Origin of the sequence: Noviherbaspirillum suwonense, from assembly GCF_900182955.1 — a bacterium.
Taxonomy (GTDB): domain Bacteria; phylum Pseudomonadota; class Gammaproteobacteria; order Burkholderiales; family Burkholderiaceae_D; genus Noviherbaspirillum_A; species Noviherbaspirillum_A suwonense.
Genome location: NZ_FXUL01000003.1, coordinates 256,910 through 279,163, shown reverse-complemented (window position 1 = coordinate 279,163; position 22,254 = coordinate 256,910). Strand labels below are relative to the sequence as shown.

The 22,254-nt window shown below is 64.2% G+C and carries 21 protein-coding genes; 12 read left to right on the top strand and 9 right to left on the bottom strand.

All coding sequences use genetic code 11. The annotated features are described in order from the left end of the window. Positions 1 to 154: 154 nt before the first annotated feature. On the bottom strand, positions 155 to 2,140 hold the full coding sequence (locus QOL82_RS06935; RefSeq protein ID WP_283441514.1) for a monovalent cation:proton antiporter family protein: 1,986 nt from the start codon (positions 2,138 to 2,140) through the stop codon (positions 155 to 157). Positions 2,141 to 2,279: 139 nt separating this feature from the next. Between QOL82_RS06935 and QOL82_RS06930 the strand changes: the two genes are divergently transcribed. The 9 genes from QOL82_RS06930 to QOL82_RS06890 all read left to right on the top strand — a co-directional run bounded on the left by QOL82_RS06930 (position 2,280) and on the right by QOL82_RS06890 (position 9,328). Beyond that, a complete protein-coding gene (locus tag QOL82_RS06930) occupies positions 2,280 to 3,305 on the top strand; it encodes a KpsF/GutQ family sugar-phosphate isomerase (protein WP_283441513.1) in 1,026 nt (341 codons plus the stop codon). Next, on the top strand, positions 3,305 to 3,841 hold the full coding sequence (locus QOL82_RS06925) for a KdsC family phosphatase (protein ID WP_283441512.1): 537 nt from the start codon (positions 3,305 to 3,307) through the stop codon (positions 3,839 to 3,841). Before QOL82_RS06930 ends, QOL82_RS06925 begins: the two co-directional genes overlap by 1 nt. Continuing rightward, positions 3,838 to 4,431: an LPS export ABC transporter periplasmic protein LptC gene (lptC, locus tag QOL82_RS06920; RefSeq protein WP_283441511.1), complete on the top strand. Its 594-nt coding sequence runs from the start codon at positions 3,838 to 3,840 to the stop codon at positions 4,429 to 4,431. Before QOL82_RS06925 ends, lptC begins: the two co-directional genes overlap by 4 nt. A 46-nt stretch (positions 4,432 to 4,477) precedes the next feature. Next, positions 4,478 to 5,032, top strand: a complete 555-nt coding sequence (gene lptA, locus QOL82_RS06915; protein WP_283441510.1) for a lipopolysaccharide transport periplasmic protein LptA — start codon at positions 4,478 to 4,480, stop codon at positions 5,030 to 5,032. Between the two features lies 1 nt (position 5,033). After that, entirely contained in the window at positions 5,034 to 5,777 is a 744-nt protein-coding gene (gene lptB, locus QOL82_RS06910; RefSeq protein ID WP_283441509.1) for an LPS export ABC transporter ATP-binding protein, read from the top strand. 12 nt (positions 5,778 to 5,789) lie between these two features. Next, positions 5,790 to 7,271 (top strand): RNA polymerase factor sigma-54, encoded by a 1,482-nt coding sequence (locus tag QOL82_RS06905; protein WP_283441508.1) that lies wholly within the window; start codon positions 5,790 to 5,792, stop codon positions 7,269 to 7,271. 73 nt (positions 7,272 to 7,344) lie between these two features. Further along, positions 7,345 to 7,734, top strand: coding sequence for a ribosome hibernation-promoting factor, HPF/YfiA family (gene hpf / locus QOL82_RS06900; protein WP_283441507.1), 390 nt, complete (start codon positions 7,345 to 7,347; stop codon positions 7,732 to 7,734). Positions 7,735 to 7,886: 152 nt separating this feature from the next. Continuing rightward, positions 7,887 to 8,120, top strand: coding sequence for a hypothetical protein (locus QOL82_RS06895; protein ID WP_283441506.1), 234 nt, complete (start codon positions 7,887 to 7,889; stop codon positions 8,118 to 8,120). A gap of 110 nt (positions 8,121 to 8,230) precedes the next feature. Next, complete coding sequence (locus QOL82_RS06890; RefSeq protein WP_283441505.1) at positions 8,231 to 9,328, top strand: enoyl-CoA hydratase/isomerase family protein; 1,098 nt, start codon at positions 8,231 to 8,233, stop codon at positions 9,326 to 9,328. A 365-nt stretch (positions 9,329 to 9,693) separates the two neighbouring features. On the opposite strand, the gene QOL82_RS06885 is transcribed toward QOL82_RS06890, so the two are convergent. From QOL82_RS06885 to QOL82_RS06855, 7 genes are all read right to left on the bottom strand, one after another. Next, complete coding sequence (locus tag QOL82_RS06885) at positions 9,694 to 10,851, bottom strand: deoxyguanosinetriphosphate triphosphohydrolase (protein WP_283441504.1); 1,158 nt, start codon at positions 10,849 to 10,851, stop codon at positions 9,694 to 9,696. A gap of 2 nt (positions 10,852 to 10,853) precedes the next feature. Next, positions 10,854 to 12,503 (bottom strand): bifunctional shikimate kinase/3-dehydroquinate synthase AroKB, encoded by a 1,650-nt coding sequence (gene aroKB, locus QOL82_RS06880; protein ID WP_283441577.1) that lies wholly within the window; start codon positions 12,501 to 12,503, stop codon positions 10,854 to 10,856. A gap of 96 nt (positions 12,504 to 12,599) precedes the next feature. Next, positions 12,600 to 14,693 (bottom strand): type IV pilus secretin PilQ, encoded by a 2,094-nt coding sequence (locus QOL82_RS06875; protein ID WP_283441503.1) that lies wholly within the window; start codon positions 14,691 to 14,693, stop codon positions 12,600 to 12,602. Then, positions 14,690 to 15,190 (bottom strand): pilus assembly protein PilP, encoded by a 501-nt coding sequence (locus QOL82_RS06870; RefSeq protein ID WP_283441502.1) that lies wholly within the window; start codon positions 15,188 to 15,190, stop codon positions 14,690 to 14,692. Before QOL82_RS06870 ends, QOL82_RS06875 begins: the two co-directional genes overlap by 4 nt. Positions 15,191 to 15,225: 35 nt before the next feature. Next, positions 15,226 to 15,879 (bottom strand): type IV pilus inner membrane component PilO, encoded by a 654-nt coding sequence (locus QOL82_RS06865; RefSeq protein ID WP_283441501.1) that lies wholly within the window; start codon positions 15,877 to 15,879, stop codon positions 15,226 to 15,228. A 15-nt stretch (positions 15,880 to 15,894) separates the two neighbouring features. After that, a complete protein-coding gene (locus tag QOL82_RS06860) occupies positions 15,895 to 16,515 on the bottom strand; it encodes a PilN domain-containing protein (RefSeq protein WP_283441500.1) in 621 nt (206 codons plus the stop codon). Beyond that, a complete protein-coding gene (locus QOL82_RS06855; protein ID WP_283441499.1) occupies positions 16,515 to 17,588 on the bottom strand; it encodes a pilus assembly protein PilM in 1,074 nt (357 codons plus the stop codon). Before QOL82_RS06855 ends, QOL82_RS06860 begins: the two co-directional genes overlap by 1 nt. Positions 17,589 to 17,923: 335 nt before the next feature. Here QOL82_RS06855 and QOL82_RS06850 point away from each other — a divergent pair, with 335 nt between their 5' ends. Next, positions 17,924 to 20,293 (top strand): penicillin-binding protein 1A, encoded by a 2,370-nt coding sequence (locus QOL82_RS06850; RefSeq protein WP_430438450.1) that lies wholly within the window; start codon positions 17,924 to 17,926, stop codon positions 20,291 to 20,293. Between the two features lie 6 nt (positions 20,294 to 20,299). Here the strand turns inward: QOL82_RS06850 and cyaY are convergent, their stop codons facing one another. Continuing rightward, complete coding sequence (cyaY, locus tag QOL82_RS06845; RefSeq protein WP_283441498.1) at positions 20,300 to 20,638, bottom strand: iron donor protein CyaY; 339 nt, start codon at positions 20,636 to 20,638, stop codon at positions 20,300 to 20,302. 39 nt (positions 20,639 to 20,677) lie between these two features. Between cyaY and lptM the strand changes: the two genes are divergently transcribed. Further along, on the top strand, positions 20,678 to 20,863 hold the full coding sequence (gene lptM / locus QOL82_RS06840) for an LPS translocon maturation chaperone LptM (RefSeq protein ID WP_283441497.1): 186 nt from the start codon (positions 20,678 to 20,680) through the stop codon (positions 20,861 to 20,863). 16 nt (positions 20,864 to 20,879) lie between these two features. Then, on the top strand, positions 20,880 to 22,166 hold the full coding sequence (gene lysA, locus QOL82_RS06835) for a diaminopimelate decarboxylase (RefSeq protein WP_283441496.1): 1,287 nt from the start codon (positions 20,880 to 20,882) through the stop codon (positions 22,164 to 22,166). Positions 22,167 to 22,254: the final 88 nt, after the last annotated feature.

Sequence of the window (22,254 nt, the reverse complement as noted above, 5' to 3'; positions counted from 1 at the left end):
AGGGAGGAAGCAGGCGGGGCGCGGCCGTCTGCGCTGCACGGCGCGATTTCTTGAACACGCTATTGTAAAACGCTTCCGTCAGGCGATCGTTTCGTGCACGGCCTGGCGCGGAAAGCGATGAAATCTGCAGTTGCGCGCCCGCGCCCTGGCGGCGTCAGGCCCTCAGCAACCTTTCCTCCGCCAGCGCGATCGCTTCCGTCGCCCCGCGCAGCACGACGATGTCGCCGCCATGGAACACCGTTTCCGGCGAGATGTCGATGCGGCTCCTGCTGCGCCGGATCGCGGTGATCTCCGCGCCGACCTCGTGCAGTCCCAGCGTTCCCAGCGACTTGCCGATCGCATGCGCGTCGCCGGACAGGGCCACCGAGTGCAGCCGCACGTTCAGGTGCTCGGCGCCGTCCGGGCTGTCGTCGGCGCCGTGGAAGTAGCCGCGCAGCGCCGCATAGCGTTCGCCGCGCGCGTCCTGCACCCGGTGCAGGACGCGCCGCAGCGGCACGCCCAGCATCAGCAGCGCATGCGAGGCCAGCATCAGGCTGCCCTCGATCGCTTCGGGCACCACTTCGGCGGCGCCGGCGGCGCGCAGCTTGTCGAGGTCGGTGTCGTCATGGCTGCGCACGATGACCGGCAGCTGCGGCGCAAGCTCATGCACATGGTGCAGCGTCTTCAACGCCGACGGCGTGCTGGCGTAGGTGATCACCAGCGCCGCGGCGCGGTGGATGCCGGCCGCGACCAGGCTTTCGCGCCGCGCGGCATCGCCATACGACACGTTGGCGCCGGCCGCCTGCGCCTCGTGCACCCGTTCCGGGTCGAGGTCCAGCGCGTGATAGGCGATCTTCTCCTCTTCCAGCAGCTTGGCCAGGCTCTGGCCGCTGCGGCCGAAGCCGGCGATGATCACGTGCTGCTGCGTGCTCATCGTGCGGGTGGCGATCTGGGTCAGCGCCAGCGACTGCAGCATCCATTCATTGGCCGACAGCTTGAGCACGATGGCGTCGGACTTGGCCAGGATGAACGGCGTGATCAGCATCGACAGCACCATGGACGCCAGGATCAGCTGGATCAGGAAGGGGTCGACCAGCTGCAGGCCGCCGGCCTGGTTCAGCAGCACGAAGCCGAATTCGCCGGCCTGCGCCAGCCCGAGGCCGGTGCGCAGCGCGACGCCGGTGGAAGCGCCGAAGGCCCGCGCCAGCGCCGCGATCAGGCCGAACTTGATCAGCACCGGGCCGACCAGCAGCAGCAGCACCAGCCACCAGTTCTGCAGCACCAGCGGCACATTGAGCAGCATGCCGATGGTGATGAAGAACAGGCCCAGCAGCACGTCGCGGAACGGCGCGATGTCTTCCTCGACCTGGTGCTTGTATTCGGTCTCCGACACCAGCATGCCGGCGACGAAGGCGCCCAGCGCCAGCGACAGGCCGGCGCGTTCGGTGATCCAGGCCGCGCCCAGCGTGATCAGCAGCAGGTTCAGCATGAACAGTTCCTGCGAGCGGCGCTTGACGACGATCTGGAACCAGCCGCGCATCAGCTTCTGTCCCAGGAACAGCAGCAGCACCAGCACCATCACCGCTTTCAGGCCGGCCCACAGCAGCGTCGGCAGCAGGTCGCGCGGGTTGGCCAGCGCCGGCACCAGGATCAGCAGCGGCACCAGCGCCAGGTCCTGGAACAGCAGGATGCCGATGATGCGGCGCCCGTGCTCGCTTTCCAGTTCGAGCCGCTCGGTCAGCATCTTGGAGACGATGGCGGTCGAGGACATGGCCAGCGCCCCGCCCAGCGCGAACGCGGCGCGCCAGCTGATCTGCATCATCGGCGGCAGCACCAGCGCGGCGAACCAGCCGAACAGCATGGTCACCGCGATGGTCAGCAGCACCTGCGCCATGCCCAGGCCGAACACGGTGCGCCGCATCGACGACAGCTTGGGCAGCGAGAATTCGAGGCCGATGGAAAACATCAGGAACACCACGCCGAACTCGGCCAGCGTATGGGTGGTCGCGTTTTCCTCCGCGAGGCCGAGCGCATGCGGGCCGATCAGGATGCCGACCGCGAGGTAGCCCAGCATCGGCGGCAGATGCAGCATGCGGAAGCCCACCACGCCAAGCACGGCTGAGCCCAGCAGAAGCAGAGTAAGTTCGAGAGCTGAAAACATGGGCGCGGGCAGGAAAGCCGGTCCTGGTTGAAAAATCGAAACAGCCTGTTGCCGCGGCTGGATAGCGACCGATCAAATCACCGGGTTTTTGTTATCTCTGGCAGGTTTTTTGCTTTCGTAATTCGTTTATACTTTGGGCATGAGTGTACCCGATGAAAAAACAATGTCGAAGCCTTTCGACACCAGCCCGGCCCAGCGCGCAACACAGATGGCGCGTGAAACACTGCAGATCGAAGCCGACGCCATCCTCGCGCTGAAAGACCGGATCTCCGCCGACGACGGCAGCGTCGGCCGCGCCGTCGCGCTGCTGCTCGGATGCACCGGCCGCGTGGTGGTGTCCGGCATCGGCAAATCCGGCCACATCGCCCGCAAGATCTCGTCGACCCTGGCCTCTACCGGCACGCCGTCGATGTTCGTCCACCCGGCCGAAGCCGCGCACGGCGACCTCGGCATGGTCACCGAGAACGACGCGTTCATCGCCATCTCGAATTCCGGCGAGACCGCCGAACTGCTGGCCATCGTTCCGATCATCAAGCGCATGGGCGCCAAGCTGATCGCGATGACCGGCAATGAATTCTCCAGCCTGGCGCTGCTGGCCAACGTGCACCTGGACACCCGGGTCGAAAAGGAGGCCTGCCCGCTGAACCTCGCGCCCACGGCCAGCACCACCGCGACGCTGGCGATGGGCGACGCGCTGGCCGTGGCGCTGCTCGACGCGCGCGGCTTCCGCGAGGAAGACTTTGCCCGCTCCCACCCGGGCGGCGCGCTCGGCCGCCGGCTGCTGACCCATGTGCGGGACATCATGCGCAGCGGCGACGCGATCCCGGCGGTTGCCCGCGACGTGTCGCTGAACCAGGCGCTGCTGGAAATCACCCGCAAGGGCATGGCCATGACCGCCATCGTCGACGACATGCGCCGCCCGATCGGCGTGTTCACCGACGGCGACCTGCGGCGGCTGATCGAGCGCGAGCAGGACTTCAGCAAGCTTGCCATCGCCGACGTGATGCATGCCAACCCGCGCACCATCGGGCCGGACCAGCTGGCGGTGGAAGCGGTCGAACTGATGGAGCAGCACCGCATCAACCAGTTGCTGGTGGCAGACGCCGAAGGCAGGCTGGTGGGCGCCCTGCACATCCACGACCTGACCCGCGCCAAGGTGATCTGATGCAGTCCCAGGAAGAAGCCATGATCGCCAGGGCGCGCCGCGTCCGGCTGATGGTGTTCGACGTCGACGGCGTGCTGACCGACGGCAGCCTGCATTTCGGCGCCGACGGCGAAATGATCAAGACCTTCAACGTGCTCGACGGCCACGGCATCAAGCTGCTGCAGCAGTCCGGCGTGATCACCGCCATCATCAGCGCGCGCAAGTCGCCGCTGGTGGCGCGGCGCGCGGCCGACCTCGGCATCGTCCACGTGCAGCAGGGCGTGCATGACAAGCTATCCGGTTACCGCACGCTGCTGCAGGAATGCGGCATCGCGGCCGAAGACAGCGGCTTCATCGGCGACGACGTGATCGACCTGCCGGTGCTGACCCGCGTCGGCTTCGCGGCCAGCGTGCCCAACGGCCATCCCGAGGTGCGTTCGCGCGTGCATTACGTGACTACCGCCCGCGGCGGCCAGGGCGCGGTACGCGAGCTGTGCGACTTCATCCTGCGTGCGCAGGGCAACTACGAGGCGGCGCTGGCGCCGTACCTGCAATGAAAAAGGACCGCAGGCGCTTCGGCGCGCTGCCGCTGCTGATGCTGGCCGTGGTGCTGGCGCTGGGCAGCTTCTGGCTGCTGGAAATCATGCGCAAGACGGGCAATGCCGCGGGAACCGCGACGGCGCGCGTCGACCCGGACTATTTTGTCGAGAACTTCAATTTCGTTCGGCTTTCGGCTACTGGCGAAGCGCAGTACAACATTTCCGGCAAGCGCATGGTGCACAACCCGGCCGACGACACGCATACGGTCGACCTGCCGGTCGTCAACAGCCTGAGCCGCGAACGGCCGCCGATGACGGCCCGCGCCGAGCGTGCGTGGATCGAACCTGACGGCAGCCGGGTGCACATGTATGATCAGGTCCGCATCGACCGGCCCAAGACCCCGGCCTCCACCCTGTTCCACATGGAGTCCGATTACCTGCTGGTGCTGCCCGACGAGGACATCATGCGCACCGACAAGCCGGTCCGCATGACGCTCGGCGACTCGCAGCTCAACGGCACCGGCATGGTGGCCAACAATGCGACCGGCGAAGTGCAGCTCGCGAGCCGCGTGCAGGCGACGCTGCCGCCCAAGAACGCGGCGCCATAAGCCTTGAACGGCTCCGGGCTTCCGCGCATTACCTTAGAGAACACTGATGAAAAGAATCCAATGCTGGATCGTTCTGCTGCTGGGCATGGTTGCCGCAGGCGGCGCACAGGCGGAAAAAGCGGACGCTTCCAAGCCGACCAACATCGAAGCCAACCAGATGGCCTACGATGACGTCAAGCAGATCAATACGTTTACCGGCGACGTGGTGCTGGTGCGCGGCACGCTGACCCTCAAGGCCGACCGCATGGTCGTCACCCAGGACCCGGCCGGTTACCAGTACGCAACCCTGTATGCGAAGCGCGGCGAGAAGGCGACCTTCCGCCAGAAACGCGATGGCGGCCCCAACCTGTGGATCGACGGCGAGGCGGCGGACCGCATCGAGTACGACACCAGGACCGAGGTCGCCAAGTTCTATGTCAATGCGCGGGTGCGGCTGCTGGACGGCACCCGGCCGACCGACGAGGTCGAGGGCGATTTCATTTCCTACGACAGCAAGCAGGAATTCTATTCGGTCAACAACACCGCGAGCGGCGCCAGCAAGGCCGGCGGCGGACGCATCAGGGCGACCATCCAGCCGCGCAACGAGACGAAGGCGCCCTGACATGGACAACAGCACGCTCAACGTCCGCGGCCTGCAGAAAACCTATGGCGCCCGCCAGGTCGTGCGCGACGTCTCGCTGCACGTGGAGAGCGGCCAGGTTGTCGGGCTGCTCGGGCCCAACGGCGCCGGCAAGACCACCTCGTTCTACATGATCGTCGGCCTGGTGCCGTCCGACGCCGGCGAAATCGACCTGGACGGCGTCGACATCTCGCGCCTGCCTATCCACCGGCGCGCGTCGCTGGGCCTGTCCTACTTGCCGCAGGAAGCCTCGGTATTCCGCAAGCTGACCGTGGAGGAAAATATCCGCGCGGTGCTGGAGCTGCAGCGGCTGGACGGAAAGCCGCTGTCCAAGGCCGCGATCGGAAAACGGCTGGACGCACTGCTGTCCGAACTCCAGATCGAGAAACTGCGCGACAACCAGGCAATGTCGCTGTCCGGCGGCGAACGCAGGCGGGTCGAGATCGCGCGCGCGCTGGCCACCAACCCGCGCTTCATCCTGCTGGACGAACCCTTTGCCGGCGTCGACCCGATTGCCGTCATTGAAATCCAGCGCATCGTTCGATTCCTGAAGGAGCGCAATATCGGTGTGCTGATCACCGACCATAACGTTCGCGAAACCTTGGGTATTTGCGATCACGCCTATATCATCAATCAAGGCGTGGTCCTGGCCAGTGGCAGTCCAAACGACATCATTGCCGACGAATCGGTCAGGCGCGTCTATCTGGGCGAGCATTTCCGGATGTAGGCGAAGGCACAAATGAAACAGACCCTTCAACTCCGCGTATCACAGCATCTCGCATTGACGCCGCAACTGCAGCAGTCGATCCGGCTGCTGCAGTTGTCCACCCTGGAATTGCACCAGGAGCTCGAACAGATCCTGTCCGACAATCCGCTGCTGGAGCGGCTGGACGATCCGCTCGATCATTCGGTGCGCCTGCTGGCTGACGGTTCGGTCAGCAGCGCCCCCACCACGACCGCCAGCAGCGATGCGCCGGCGCCCGACGCGGCGCCCGCGGGCGACGGCGAGACCAGCTTCGAGGGCGGCGAAGGCGGCGACAGCGGGGAAAGCAGCGGCGACAGCGACTGGAGTTTCGACGACGTGGCCCGCACGTCCAAGGCGCCCGAGGACGATGACGCCAGGCCGCAGATGGAAGCGCATGACGTCACGCTGCGCGAGCACCTGCTGGAGCAGATGCGCGTGACCGTGAAAAACCCGCGCGACCGGGCGCTGGTCGAACTGGTGGTCGATGCGCTCGACGACAATGGCTACCTGACCGAGCCGCTGGAGGAAATCCATGCGCGCCTGCCCGAGGAACTCGAAGTCGAGGCCGAGGAAATGTCGATGGCGCTGAAGCTGCTGCAGAGCTTCGACCCGCCCGGCGTCGGCGCGCGCGATGCGGCCGAATGCCTTTCCCTGCAGATCCGCCGCATGCCGCGCATCCCGCTGGTCACGCGCCGGACCGCGCTGGCCATCGTGGAAAAGCATCTGCAGCTGTTCGCCCAGCGCGACTTCAACAAGCTCAAGAAGGCGCTCGATTGCGACGACGAGGACCTGCGCGAGGCGCAGGCGGTGATCCGGCAGTGCAACCCGCACCCGGGCGCCGCGTTCGCCAGCGACGCCTCCGACTACGTGGTGCCGGACGTGATCGTCAAGCGCACCAGGGCCGGCTGGCAGGTGGTGCTCAATCACGACGTGATGCCGCGGCTGCGGGTCAATGCGCTGTATGCCAACATCCTGAAGCAGAACAAGGGCGAGGGCTCGATGAGTTCGCAGCTGCAGGAAGCGAAGTGGCTGATCAAGAACATGCGCCAGCGTTTCGACACCATCCTGCGCGTCGCACAGGCCATCGTCGACCGCCAGCGCAATTTTTTCTCGCACGGCGCGGTCGCCATGCGTCCGCTTGTCTTGCGGGAGATTGCTGATACACTGGGTTTACACGAAAGCACCATCTCCCGTGTGACTACCCAGAAATATATGCTTACGCCGCATGGCATGTTCGAACTGAAATACTTTTTCGGCAGCCATGTCGCAACCGATGCCGGCGGTGAAGCGTCATCGACTGCGATACGTGCGCTGATCAAGCAACTCATAGGAGCCGAAGACCCCAAGATCCCATTTTCCGATAGCCGAATCGCAGAAATGCTGGCGGAACAGGGCATGGTGGTTGCCCGCCGCACCGTTGCAAAATATCGGGAAGCCCTGAAGATCCCTCCAGTTAACCTGCGCAAGGCCTTGTAGTTTTTGCTGCATGTACCAGTCGCCAAGTTTCATGTCCGATGAAACCTCTGCCGGCATTTCACAGGAGCGTTGTATGAATCTGACCATCAGTGGACATCATCTCGAAGTGACTCCCGCAATCCGTGAATACCTGCAAGGCAAGCTAGAGCGCATCAGGCGCCATTTTGATCATGTCATCGACATCGCCGTCATCCTGGCGGTGGACAACCTCCCCGAGAAAGAAAAACGCCAGCGCGCCGAGATCACCCTGCGTCTGCGCGGCAAGGATGTGCACGTGGCCAGCCTCGCGCAGGACCTGTACGCCGCCATCGACATCCTGATCGACAAGCTCGATCGCCAGGTGATCAAGTACAAGACGCGCACCCAGGAACACCAGCATCCGGGCTTCAAGCGCATGCCCGGCGAAAGCGTCGAGGGCGGTTCCGACATCGATGCCGACAGCGTCCCGGCCCCCGCGCCGTGAGCCTGCCTGAATTTCCGGCCGCATAGGCCAGCCAGTCCGAGGGCGCGTTCTGCGCCCTTGTTGCTACCCGCGCCGCAAAAATACTGTTTATTCATACAGTACTTGTGATACATTATCGCCATGTTCAACGTTTCTGATCCGGAGAAAACGCCATGGCGCTTCTGAATAACACCGCACCGAATGCAGTCGATTTCGACCGTCCCCAGGCTGGCTTCATGCTGCGCGTCGGCCGCCGCGAAATGCAGATCCGCCGCGAAGTCCGGCGCAGCCAGTACAGCGTGAACCCCATCATCGACTGCCGTCCCGGCGATGACCCAGGCCACCTGCAAATGCTGCTGTTCAACCGCTGGACCGTGGTGCTCGCCAAGGCCAAGTCGACCCACTAAGCGACCCGCCGAGTTTTATCCTGGCGGAATTCCGCTGGCTATCTGCCAGCCCGCTGCCACTGAAGTCGAATGCCGGTAAACTGTGCGTTTTCTTTTGGACAGCAAAGTTTATGACCGCACATGTCACCGGGACTATCAAGAATCGTATCGGCTTTATCACACTGGACCGGCCCAAGGCGCTGAACGCGCTGTCGCTCGACATGATCCGGGCATTGACGACGCTGCTGAATGACTGGCAGCAGGATGACGACGTACTGGCTGTGGCAATACGCGCCAGCACGGAGCGGGCCTTTTGCGCCGGCGGCGACATCCGTTTCTTTTACCAGGTGGGAACCGCGGGTCCTGCGGGCGGCAGCGCGTTGCTCGAGGATTTCTTCACCGAGGAATACGCGCTCAATCACCTGATACACCATTATTCCAAGCCCTACATCGCCTTCATGGACGGCATCGTGATGGGCGGCGGCATGGGCGTGTCGCAGGGCGGCCCGCACACCCGCCTGCGCATCGTGACCGACAAGACGGCAATGGCCATGCCGGAGGTGCACATCGGCCTGTTTCCCGACGTCGGCGGCAGCTATTTCCTGTCGCGTTCGCCCGGCAAGGTCGGCGACTGGCTTGCGCTGACCGGACAGACCGTAAGCGCGGCCGACGCGCTGTATGCGGACCTGGCCGATGTTGCCCTGCCCGCTTCGGCGCTGCCCGAACTGTACTCGGCGCTGGAGACCCAGCCGTTTGCATCCGGCGCGGAGGTGATTGCGCTGATCCATGCCAGCGCCGCGCCCTACGCGGCCGGGTTCAAGCCCGAAGACAGCATGCTCGCGGCCAACCGGGAAGCGATCGACCGTCATTTCGCGCATCACAAGGTGCCGGCCATCATTGCTTCGCTGGAAAGCGACGGCGGCGAATTCGCATCGAAGACGCTGGCGGCGCTGCGCCGCGGTTCGCCGCTGCTCCTGTGCGTGACGCTCGAACAGTTGCGTCGCGGCGCCGACATGACGGTGGCCGAATGCCTGCGCATGGAGCGCACCATGGTCCGGCATTCCTTCGAGGGCCAGGAGGTGCTGGAGGGCATACGGGCGCGGGTGATCGAAAAAGACAATGCGCCGCAGTGGTCGCCGGCCACGCTGGACGAGGTCACCGACGAACAAATCGGGCAATTTTTCAGCCCGGTATGGCCGGATCATGCACATCCGCTGCGGGCGCTGTAATACGCTGCAGCGCATTACCAGCTTGCCAATATCGATCCCGGTTCACAAGGCGCCATGAAACCCCGTAGGGTGTAATAAGCGCAAGCGCATTACACCATTCGTTGCGAATGAGCGATGGGGGTTGATTGGCCGATGGTGTAATGCGCTGCGGTTATTACACCCTACGGGCCAGGTGACGAATCGGCACCATGGATCTCCTTCGGTGCGCGATGACTTGGGATTGGTACACGTCGATCCGCTTCTTTCGATGCGCGGCGAATGCCGCAATGCGCCAACGTTTATTCGTACGGCCACATTGACGGGTGCTCCTGGCGAACGCGATTGTTTTCCCGGCTTGTTGGACGGCTGCGAAGAGCCGCGCCGGCTCAGAGTTCGTCTATCGTAAACAAGCGCCGATGCTCCCGCATCGCATAGCGGTCCGTCATGCCGGCAATGTAATCGGCGATGCTGCGCGCCTGCCGGCCCTGGTGCTCGCCGGCATCCACGCCTGCCGCCTGGGCGATCTGGTAGGACGGCGGCAGCAATATCGGCTCGCGCATGAAAATCTCGAACAACTCGGTGACGATGCGCCGCGCCTTGCTGGTCATCCGGTTGACCTGGTAATGCTGGTACAGGTTCTGCCGCAGGAAGCGCTTGAGCAGCAGGGCCTCGCCGCGCATGCTGCTTGAAAACGCGATCAGCGGCCCGGCGATGCGGACTTCTTCCACGCTCTGCACGCCGCTTTCGCGTATCCGCTCCTTCGACGTGTCGATCAGGTCGACGATCAGCGCATTGATCATCCGGCGCACGGTTTCATTGATCGCACGGCGTCCGCTGATGCCCGGATAAGCCGTCTCGGCCTCGCGCTTGTGGCGCGCAAAGAAATCGATGCCTTCGAGCTGCTCGACCGTCAGCAGCCCGGAACGCAGGCCATCGTCGATATCATGGTTGTTGTACGCGATCTCGTCGGCCAGGTTGGCCAGCTGCGCTTCCAGCGTCGGCTGCTTTCTTTCCAGGAAACGCTTGCCGATGTCGCCCAGCTGCGCGGCATGGGTCGCCGAGCAATGCTTCAGTATCCCCTCGCGGGTTTCGAACATCAGGTTCAGCCCGTCGAAGCCGCCGTAGCGGCGCTCCAGGATGTCGACCACGCGCAGGCTTTGCAGGTTGTGCTCGAAACCGCCGTGGTTTTCCATGCAGGCATGGAGCGCATCCTGTCCGGCATGGCCGAATGGCGTGTGGCCCAGGTCATGCGCCAGCGAAATCGCTTCGACCAGGTCTTCGTTCAAGCCGAGGTTGCGGGAAATCGACCGGGCGATCTGCGCGACTTCGATGCTGTGCGTCAGGCGCGTGCGAAACAGGTCGCCTTCATGGTTGACGAAGACCTGGGTCTTGTACTCCAGCCGCCGGAATGCGCCGCAATGGACGATGCGGTCGCGGTCGCGCTGGAACTCGGTGCGGGAACTGCTTGCCGGCTCCGGGTAACGCCGGCCTGCGGACCGCGCCGACTGCGCGGCATAGGGGGCGAGGCCGGCTTCGAAGTCCATGCTCAGCGCGCCGTGCAGGCTTGCAGCGTCGCCAGCAGCGCGTCTTGCGGCACGGTGGTGATCAGCGGCGCGCCCAGCGGCTTGAGCAGGATGAAGCGGATCTGCCCGCCTTCGTTCTTCTTGTCGACCTGCATCAGCTCCAGCCAGCGTTCCGCGCCGAGGTCAGGCGCGACATCCGGCAGGCCGGCAGCCCGCACCAGCGCCGCCACCCGCTCGCGCTCGGCGGCATCGATCAGGCCGAGGCGCTGCGACAGGTCGGCCGCCATCACCATGCCGCAGCCGACCGCTTCGCCGTGCAGCCATTGCCCGTAGCCCATGCCCGACTCGATTGCATGGCCGAACGTGTGCCCGAAATTCAGGATGGCGCGCAGCCCCCCTTCCCGCTCGTCCTGGCGCACCACGTCCGCCTTGATCTCGCAGGAGCGCCTGATCGCATAGGCCAGCGCTTCCGGGTCGCGCGCCATCAGGCGGCCGATATTGGCCTCGATCCAGTCGAAAAAGGGCGCGTCGATGATCGCGCCGTGCTTGATCACCTCCGCCAGCCCGGCCGACAGCTCCCGCGGCGGCAGCGTGGCGAGCGTGGCGGTGTCGGCAACCACCGCCCTGGGCTGGTAGAACGCGCCTATCATGTTCTTGCCCAGCGGATGGTTGATGCCGGTCTTGCCGCCGACCGAGGAATCGACCTGCGCGAGCAGCGTGGTCGGCACCTGGACGAAGGGCACGCCCCGCATATAGGTCGCCGCGGCGAAGCCCGCCATGTCGCCCACGACGCCGCCGCCGAGCGCAATGACCGTGGTCTTGCGGTCGCACTGGTCGCGCAGCAGGCCGTCATAGATGCGCTGCAGGTTTTCCCAGGTTTTCTCTTCCTCGCCATCGGGCAGGACGATCTCGGTCACGCGCTTGCCGGCTGCGCGCAGCGACTGCACGAGCGCATCGAGATACAGCGGCCCGACCACCGTGTTGGTGACGACCGCGGCGCGTTCGCCGCTGACCGCGTCGGCGACCAGCTTGCCATGTGCAAGCAGGGATTGGCCGATGCTGATCGGGTAGCTGCGTTCGCCGAGATCGACCTGCAAAGTGATCGGCTCGGCCACGGTCTGGGCAGTCTGGGCGGTCTGGTTCATCGGCGGATTGTCGGCGTCCGACAGGCGGACGCCCAATGGGTTTTCGGGAAGTTTTTCGAGGTAGGCGATGATCGTCTGGACCAGGTATTGTACGTTAGGGCGTCCGGTCTCGATGATGATGTCCGCCACTTCCTGGTAATAGGGCTCGCGCTGCGCCGACAGTTCCTCGAGGCGGCCGCGCGGGTCGGCGGTTTGCAGCAGAGGCCGGTTCTTGTCGTGCCCGGTGCGCTGCAGGATGCTGGAGACGCCGGCGCGCAGGTAGATGACGAGGCCGCGCGACTTCAGGTAGGCGCGGCTCTGGGGATTGAGGATGCTGCCGCCGCCGGTCGCCAGCACCACGCCCTCGCAGGCGGTGAGGTCGCGGATCATGTCCGCTTCCCGCTGGCGGAAGGATGCCTCGCCCTCGATCTCGAAGATCAGCGGGATGGACGCGCCGGTGCGCGCCTCGATTTCATGGTCGGAATCGAAGAAGCGTTTGTTCAGTCGTTTTGCGAGCGCGCGGCCGACGGTGGTCTTGCCCGAACCCATCAGTCCTACCAGGAAAATATTGCCCGCCGCGCCAGCCGGGATTACCACAGCCCCCGTGCAGGGTGTGCCCCTGCGTTCAGGAAATTCAATTCGTTATTACCTCACAGCCAGTTTATCGCTGAGAACCTTGGGCGTCAGAAAGATCAGCAGTTCAGTCTTGTTATTCCTGCGCGATGTCGATTTGAACAGGTTCCCCATGACCGGAATGTCGCCAAGCACCGGTACTTTGTTGATTGTATCGCGATCTTCCTGGATATAGATGCCGCCTATGACGACCGTGCCGCCGTTTTCAATCAGCACCTGGGTTTTCACGTGCTTGGTGTCGATCGCCAGGCCGCTCGCGGTGTTCTGGCCGACGCTGTCCTTGTTGACGTCGACGTCGAGGATCACGTTGCCATCCGGCGTGATCTGCGGGATCACTTCCAGCTTCAGGTTGGCCTTGCGGAACGACAGCGCGGTGGCGCCGCTGCTGGTCGCGGTCTGGTAAGGCAGCTCGGTGCCCTGCTCGATCGTCGCCTTCAGCTGGTCGGCGGTGATGACCCGCGGGCTGGACAGGATCTTGCCCTTGCCGTCGGACTCCAGCGCCTGCAGTTCCAGGCTGATGAAGCGGGTCGCCGCGGTGTTGAACAGCGTCAGAGCAACCGAACCCGGCGACAGGCCGCTGCTGGTGCTGGTCGGCAGGTTGACGGAATTGCCGCCGACCGGCGTCGGTCCGGTGCCGGGGATGCCCTGCTGGCCGCCGGCCACGATGTGGTTGTTCTGGATGCCGAAACCGAGCTTGGCGCCGAGGTCGCGGCTGAACGTGTCATTCGCCTCGACGATGCGCGCCTCGATCAGCACCTGCCGGCTGGCGATGTCGGTCTTCTGGACCAGCTTGCGGATTTCCTCCACTTTCGACGTGATGTCGGTGACGAACAGCTGGTTGGTCCGGGGATCGATGACGGCGCTGCCGCGCTTGGACAGGATGCTGCGGCCATTGCCGCCGGCATTGTCGAGCAGGGTCTTGAAGGACTCGGCCTTCTGGTAATTGAGCTGGAAGGTCTCGGTGCGCAGCGGCTCGAGTTCGGCGATCTGCGAGCGTTGTTCCAGCTCCAGTTTTTCCTTGGTCAGCAGTTCATCCTTGGGCGCAATCCACAGCACGTTGCCGTTCTTGCGCATGTCCAGGCCCTTGGCCTGCATCACGATGTCCAGCGCCTGGTCCCATGGCACGTCCTTCAGGCGCAGGGTCAGGTTGCCGGCGACCGTGTCGCTGGTGATGATGTTGAGGCCGGTGAAGTCGGCGATCACCTGCAGCACCGCGCGCACTTCGACGTTCTGGAAATTCAGCGAGAGCTTCTCGCCGCGGTAGCCCTGGGTGCCCTGGCTCAGCTTGTTCGGCTCTTCCTTCAGCGGCCGCACTTCGACCACCAGCTGCGAGTCGCTCTGGTAGGCGCTGTGTTCCCACAAGCCCTTGGGCTCGATCACCATGCGCACGTTTTCACCCTGCGATGTCGCGGTGATGGTGCGCACCGGCGTGCCGAAGTCGCCGACGTCGAGGCGGCGGCGCAGCATCTCGGGCAAGGCCGTTTTCGCGAAATCGACAACGATGTTCTGGCCCTGCTGGCGCACGTCCACGCCGACCTGGTTGCCCGGAAGGTCGATGACGACCCGGCCTTCGCCGGCGGTGCCGCGGCGGAAATCGATGTCGCGGATGGCAGGCTTGCCGGCCGGCGCGCCCGCGGGAGCTGCCTGGGTCGACTGGGCTGCCTGGGCTACCGGGACGCCGGCCGCATTGACCGCGCGGGGGACGCCGCCGGTGCCGTCTATCGTCACGATGACGGTATTGCCGTCGACCGCCGTCGCATAATTCAGCGGGCGGTTGAGGTTGAAGACCAGGCGCGAACGCTCGCCGGCCTGGACGATGTTGACGCTGCGCACGTCGCCGATGCCGACTTCCTGCACCGGCGTATTCAGGCTGCTGCTGGTGCCGGCGAAGTCCAGCGCGATCCGCGCGGGGCTGGTGATCGAAAAACCGATAGGCGGCTTCTGCACCGGGTTCTTCATCGCGATCTTGACGATCACGTTGGCGCCCTGCTGGTTGGCGCTGATGGATTCGATGGCGTTTTCCTGCGCATGGCTGACGCCGAATGCGCCGGCGATGCAAACGGCTGCACAGGCTTGCCACAGCGAACGATAGTGGTGGTTCATCATTTCTTTATCTCCTGCAGCTCCAGCTTGGCAGTGCGCTCGACCCATTCGCCGGCTGCGTCCTGTACGATTTCCTTCAGCTCGACTTCGCTATCGGTAATTTTGGTGATCTGGCCGAAATTCTGGCCGATGTAATTGCCGACCTTGGCCTGGAACAGCGTGTGTTCCGCCTGCACCAGCGCAAAGCTGGCGCCCTGCTTGCGCAAGGTTCCCACCATTTTAAGGTTATCCAGAGGAAAAGTTTCCAGTGGTTCACGACGGCGGTCGGTATTCGGCTGGAAGCGGTTGCCCGTGCCGGACGGCGCCGCCGTCGCGTTCACGAACTTGGCGGGGCTGTACGGGTCGGCCGCGCTCTTGCCGGCATAGGTGAACGGCGTGAATTTTTTCGGCTCGGTGAGCTTGGGCACCACGACCTTCGTCTGGCGCCGGGTCTCATCCATCCACTGCTTCACTTCCGGTATGCCGCCGTCGCCGCAAGCTGCTAGCAGGGCGGGCAACATGGCGCACAGGGACGCGCGTGCTATCCGGGACGGGCTCATTTCTTGATTCCCTTCTTGGCATCGGCCTCCGCCTTGCGCTGCGCGGCGACTTCCTCGCGGTCGAGGTAGCGGAATGTCTTGGCCACCGCTTCCATGGTCAGCGCGCCATCCTTGCCGGCAACCAGGTTCAGGTTGTTCAGCGTGACGATGCGCGGCAGATTGGCGATGTCGCTGGTGAATGCGCCGACGTCGTGATAATTGCCGGTGATCTTGATGTCGATCGGCAGCTCGGCGTAATACTCCTTGACCACGACCTGGCCCGGCTTGAACAGCTCGAACTGCAGCCCGCGCCCAAGGCCGGCCTGGTTGATGTCCGACAGCAGCGCATCCATTTCGGCCTTGCTCGGCAGCTGCTTCTCCAGCGTGGCGACGTATTCGCCGACCTGTTCCTTCTGCTTGCGCAGCGCTTCCAGGTTGACCGCCTGCTGCACCTTGCTCTTGTAGGCTTCGCGCAGGCGCTGCTCTTCCTGCTCGCCCATGCTCAATTCCTCGAGCTGGCCGTCCCAGTAGAAGTACCAGCCCAGCGCCAGCACCAGCAGCAGCACGCCGACGCCGCACAGCGCGCGCGGCAGCAGCGGCCACTGCCCCGGATGGCGACCGCTCAGGTTCTGGAACTGGGCGCCGATATCGAAACTTTTCATGTTTGCCATGGTGTCTTTTCCGCGTCAGGGGCGTTTTGCGGCGGCGATCGGCGCTACCGCGGCCGCTGCGGCCGCCGCGTCCGCTTCACGGCTGCGCTTGATGCCCACGTTGACCGTGAACTCGAATACCTTGCGCAGGTCCTTGGCCTGCCCCGTGGTGGCGGCCCGGATTTCCACCAGGTCCGGCCGCTCCAGCCAGGGCGACACGTTGCCCAGGTTGCGCAGGAGTTCGGAGACCCGCTCGTTGGACTGCGCGTAACCGTTCAGCATGACCTTCTGTCCTGCCTGCTTGAACGAGCGCAGGTAGGTGCCTTCCGGGACCTGCCTGACCAGTTCATCCATCAGGTAGACCGGCTGGTTGCGGTCGCTCTGCAGGTCTTCGACCGCCTGCTGCCGCGCCTTCAGCGCCTCGATTTCCTGCTTCAGCGTGGCGATTTCCTTGATCTGGATATCGAGCTTGGCGTTTTCCGCCTGGATGAAGGCATTGCGCTCGTTCTGGCTGGCGATGCGCGTGGCGATCACGCCGCCGACCGCCAGCACCATCAGCCCGCCGACGAACACCGCGGCGATGAGCATCGCCACGAACGCGGTCTTGCGTTCCTTGCGCCGCGCTTCCCGGTGGGGAAGCAGATTGATTCTGACCATCAGTCAAACCTCCGCATCGCCAGCCCGCAGGCGACGAGATAGGCGGGCGCATCGGCCCGCAGCTGTTTTTCGCGCACCGATGTGCCCAGCTGCATGCCCTGGAACGGGCTGACGACGGCGGTGGACACCTTGGTGCGGCTGGCGACGATGTCGACCAGGCCGGGTATGGTGGCGCAGCCGCCGGCCAGGTAGATCTGGTCGATGCGGGTATAAGGCGTCGATGTGAAGAAAAACTGGATCGCGCGGGTCACTTCCAGCGCGGCGCTTTCCAGGAAAGGCTCCAGCAGTTCCCGCTCGTAGCCTTCGGGCAGGTCACCGGTGCGCTTCCTGTTTTCCGCCTCTTCCTGCGCCATGCCGTAAGTGCGGACGATGTCCTGGGTGAGCTGGTTGCCGCCGAACGGCTGTTCGCGCTCGTACAGCGGCTGGCCGTCGAGCAGCACGGAAATATGGGTGATCTGGGCGCCGATCTGGAACAGCGCGACGATCTGCCCCTGGCCGCCCTGCGGAAGCAGCTCCATCACGCGGCCCAGCGCGGCGCGGGCGGCGTAGGACTCGATATCCATGATCTTCGGCTTGAGGCCGGCGGCTTCGGCGACGGCGACCCTGTCCTCGACCTTTTCCTTGCGGGACGCGGCCAGCAGCACCTCGACATCTTCCAGCGAATTCTGCAGCGGGCCGATCACGTCGAAATCGAGGCTGACCTCTTCCAGCGCAAACGGGATGTACTGGCTCGCCTCGTTTTCGACCTGGAGTTCGAGTTCGTCTTCCGACAGGCCGCCGGCAAGCACGATCTTCTTGGTGATGACCGACGCCGGCGGCATGCCCAGCACCGCCAGCCTGGCGCGGGTGCCGCTCTTCTTCCAGACCCGGCGCACCGCTTCCGACACCTGCTCGATGTTGTCGATGTTGCCGTCCGCCACCGCGCCGCGCGGCAGCGGCTCGCTGGCGTAGCGTTCGAGCCGCAGCATGCCCTTGCCGGCGTCGGACAGTTCGACGAGCTTTATGCCCGACGAGCTAATGTCCAGCCCGATCAGCGGCGCATTTTTTTTCTGGAATAAGGAAGAGAAGTCCATGGCAGAAATTTCCCCTAGAAAACAAGTTTTCTTGTTTGGCTGCGGGTTTTGTGCGCTGGCCTGACATTCGGTACGAGTATGTACATATCAAAAAAACCTTTAAATACCGATATTTAGCGCATGCGCAGGGTGTCTTCAGATCGTAGCAACAAGCTTCTCTGGATGTAAAGCAATTTCCACAGGGTAACACTATTTCGCGTTGCAAAAACCTGACGAAGCGATTGGATGGTGGACAAAAGTGCTCATTTGGGACCGTGGTGCGCCTGCGGACTGTGCTGCCGTTATAATGAGCAGTCTTTAAGACCCCCCTTCCGCACTCCTTCCCTATCCCCGCAATGAGCCCTCCAAACACCCCCGACCGTCCCTCGTCACGGACCACGCCGCCGCCCAAGCGCCGCATGAACCTGTTTGCCCGACTGACGCTGGGCGCCTTCGGAATTCTTGCTGGCTTTGCTGTTATCGGCGTTTTATTGCTGGGCTTTATGCTTGCGATGGCTTATCCGAACCTTCCGGAGCTAAATTCTTTAACTGACTACCGCCCGAAGATTCCGCTGCGGATCTTTACCGCCGATAACGTGATGATTGGCGAGTTCGGCGAGGAGCGCCGCAATGTCGTCCGTTTCAAGGAAATCCCGGACGTGATGAAGCAGGCGGTGCTGGCGATCGAGGACGACCGGTTCTACGAGCATGGCGGCGTCGACTATTTCGGCATCCTGCGCGCCGCTGTCCATAACCTCTCGGGCGGCGCCCGCCAGGGCGCGTCGACCATCACGCAGCAGGTCGCCCGCAACTTCTTCCTGTCGAGCGAGCAGACGCTCAAGCGCAAGCTGTATGAAGTGCTGCTGGCCTGGAAGATCGAGCAGAACCTGAGCAAGGACCAGATCCTCGAGGTCTACATGAACCAGATCTACCTGGGCCAGCGCGCCTACGGCTTCGCCTCGGCGGCCCAGGTCTATTTCGGCAAGAAGCTGTCCGACATCACGCTGGCGGAGGCGGCGATGCTGGCCGGCCTGCCGAAAGCGCCGTCGGCGAACAACCCGGTGGTCAATCCAAAGCGGGCCAAGGCGCGCCAGCAGTACATCCTGCAGCGCATGCATGACCTCGGTTACGTCAGCGACGAGGCCTATGCCGAGGCGAAGAAGGAAGAACTGAAGATCAAGAGCGAGACCAGCGAGTTCGGCATCCATGCCGAGTACGTTGCCGAAATGACGCGCCAGATGGTCTACGAGCAGTTCCGCGAGGAGACCTACACGCGCGGCCTGAACGTCTTCACCACGATCACCAAGTCCGACCAGGACGCGGCCTACATCGCGCTGCGGCGCGGCGTGATGGACTACGAGAAGCGGCACGGCTACCGCGGCCCGGAAGGCTATATGGATATTCCGGCGGCGCGCGAGGAAGCCGAGGACGCCATCGAGACCGAGCTTGCCGACCATCCCGACAGCGACGACCTGATCGCGGCGGTGGTCATGGAAGCCAGCCCCAAGGCGCTGCGCGCGGTGCTGGCCTCCGGCGAAGAAATCTCGATCACCGGCCCCGGCCTGGCGTTCGCCGTCAACCTGCTGAGCGACAAGGCGCCGCCGAACCGCCGCGTCAAGCGCGGCGCGATCATCCGCGTGACCCAGGAAGGCAAGACCTGGAGCATCACGCAGATGCCGGAAGTCGAATCGGCCTTCGTATCGGCCAGCACCGAAGACGGCGCGATTCGCGCGCTGATCGGCGGCTTCGACTTCAGCCGCAACAAGTTCAACCATGTCACGCAGGCATGGCGGCAGCCGGGCTCGTCGTTCAAGCCTTTCATCTACTCCGCGTCGCTGGAAAAGGGCCTGTCGCCGAGCACGGTGATCAACGACTCGCCGCTGACATTCGACGCCGGCCAGACCGGCGGCCAGGCATGGGAGCCGAAGAACTACGACGGCAAGTATGAAGGCCCGATGACCATGCGCAAGGGCCTGACCAAGTCCAAGAACATGATCTCGATCCGCATCCTGAACCGCATCGGCGCGAAGTATGGCCAGGAATATGCGACCCGCTTCGGCTTCGACGCCGACAAGAACCCGGCCTACCTAACGCTGGCGCTGGGCGCGGGCGCGGTGACGCCGCTGCAGATGGCCGGCGCGTACGCGGTCTTCGCCAATGGCGGCTACAAGGTCAATCCCTACCTGATCTCGAAGATCACCGACGCGTCTGGCGCCGTGCTGTCGGAAGTCAAACCCGACCGCGCCGGCGTCGAGGCGAACCGGGTGATCGACGCCCGCAATGCATACGTGATGGACAGCATGCTCAAGGATGTCGTGAAGTACGGCACCGCGAACAAGGCGATGGTGCTGAAGCGGCCGGACATCGCCGGCAAGACCGGCACCACCAACGACTCGATCGACGCCTGGTTCGCCGGCTACCAGACCAAGCTGGTGGGCATTGCCTGGATAGGCTTCGACCAGCCGCGCAACCTGGGCAACAAGGAAACCGGCGGCGGCCTGGCATTGCCGATCTGGATAAACTACATGCAGAAGGCGCTGAAATCGATGCCGGTGGACGAGCGCACGATGCCGGACGGCCTGATCGCGGCCAATGGCGACTACTACTATGCCGAGTACCCGCCCGGCACCGGCGTGCGTACGCTGGGCGTGGCGGAAAATCCGGGCGGGCCGGCAGGCCAGGAAGCCGAGAAGACCCGCGACGAAGTCAAGAACGAGCTGTTCTGACCTGAATTAGCCGGCATCCCTCAGCGTCAGGGGGATGCCGGCCTGCTCGGACGCCATGGTCGACAGCGCCTCGTAGAACTCCGAGCCGTCCCGCGTATTGATCCAGCGGTTATCGACGCGACGGTAATGAAAGCCGCCCGAGCGCGCGGCGATCCACATTTCCTTCATCGGCGCCTGGCTGTTGACGATGATCTTGGTGCCGTTGTCGGCAAACTCGATCTGCAGCACATTGCCGCTGCGGCTGCACTCGATATCGACATCGGTGTCCTCGGCCACCTGTTCCATCGCGCTTTCGATGTTGTCCAGCGTGGACTCCGCCAGGGCCAGGAATTCTGAATCGGTCATGTTACACTCCGCTAAGTTTAGTCACCCGTGATTCTAATCGTGAACTCCCCGTTCCACCTGTGCCGTTCCGGCCTCATTGCGCTGGCCTTCCTGCTGTCGGGCTGCGGCCAGACCGGCCCGCTGTACATGCCGGTCAAGCCCGCGCCCAGGCAGTCCGCGCCTGCGGCCGTGGCGCCACCGCCGCTGCCGGCGACCGCGACGCCGCCCGTACCTGTTTCCCAATAATTCCCTTCCCCCCACCATGCCGCATTTTTCCTATCGCGACGGCGAATTCTGCGCCGAAGCCGTGCCCCTGAAAGACATTGCCAGCCGCTTCGGCACACCGACCTACGTCTATTCGAAGCAGGCGCTGACCGAGAATTTTGCGGCCTATGCGGACGCCTGCGAGCGGCATGCCCGCGGCGCGGACGCCGCGCTGGTCTGCTACTCGGTGAAGTCCAATTCCAACCTGGCCGTGCTCAACCTGCTCGCGGGCATGGGCTCCGGCTTCGACATCGTGTCGGGCGGCGAACTGCTGCGGGTGATCGCCGCCGGCGGCGACCCGCGCAAGGTGATCTTTTCCGGCGTCGGCAAGTCGCGCGACGAGATGCGGCTGGCGCTCGAGCATGACATCCTCTGCTTCAACGTCGAGTCGATACCGGAACTGCACCGGCTCAACGAGGTGGCGGCCGGGCTGGGCCGCAAGGCGCCGGTGTCGCTGCGGGTCAATCCCAATGTGGACGCGAAGACCCATCCATATATTTCGACCGGGCTGAAGGACAACAAATTCGGCGTGGCCTATGAAGACACGCTGGCCACCTATCGCGCCGCGGCCGACCTGCCGCACCTCGATGTGGTCGGCATCGACTGCCATATCGGCTCGCAGCTGCTGGACGATGCGCCGCTGCTGGAAGCGCTGGACAAGGTGATCGAGCTGGTCGACCAGCTCGAGGCGCTGGGCATACCGCTGCATCATCTCGATATCGGCGGCGGCCTGGGCATTACCTACGACAAGGAAGCGCCGGTCGCGGCCGGCGACTACCTGGGGCGGCTGTTCGCCCGCATCAACGCCTGGCGCGACGAGAAATACCAGGGCAAGGGCATCAAGGTGCTATTCGAGCCGGGCCGCTCGATCGTCGGCAACGCCGGGCTGCTGCTGACCGAAGTGCAGTACCTCAAGCATGGCGCCACCAAGAATTTCGCCGTGGTCGACGCCGCGATGAACGACCTGATGCGTCCCGCGATGTACGAGGCGTGGCACGGCGTGAAGGAAGTCATCCAGCACAGCGGCGATGCGGCGGCCGTGTATGACGTGGTCGGCCCGATCTGCGAATCCGGCGACTGGCTGGCCCGCGCCCGGACGCTCGCCATACGGGACGGCGACCTGCTGGCCATCATGTCGGCCGGCGCCTACGGCATGACGATGGCGTCGAACTACAACACCCGCGGCCGCGCCGCCGAAGTGATGGTGGACGGCGCGCAGGTGCACCTGGTGCGCCAGCGCGAGAACCCGGCCGACCTGTTCGTGCTGGAATCGCTGCTTCCCTGAAGGGACGGCAGCGCCGTTATCCCGGACCGGGCGGCAGCGCCCGGCGAGGCGGCGGCAGTGACGGTATGTGCGCCTTCCCTCCCGGCGC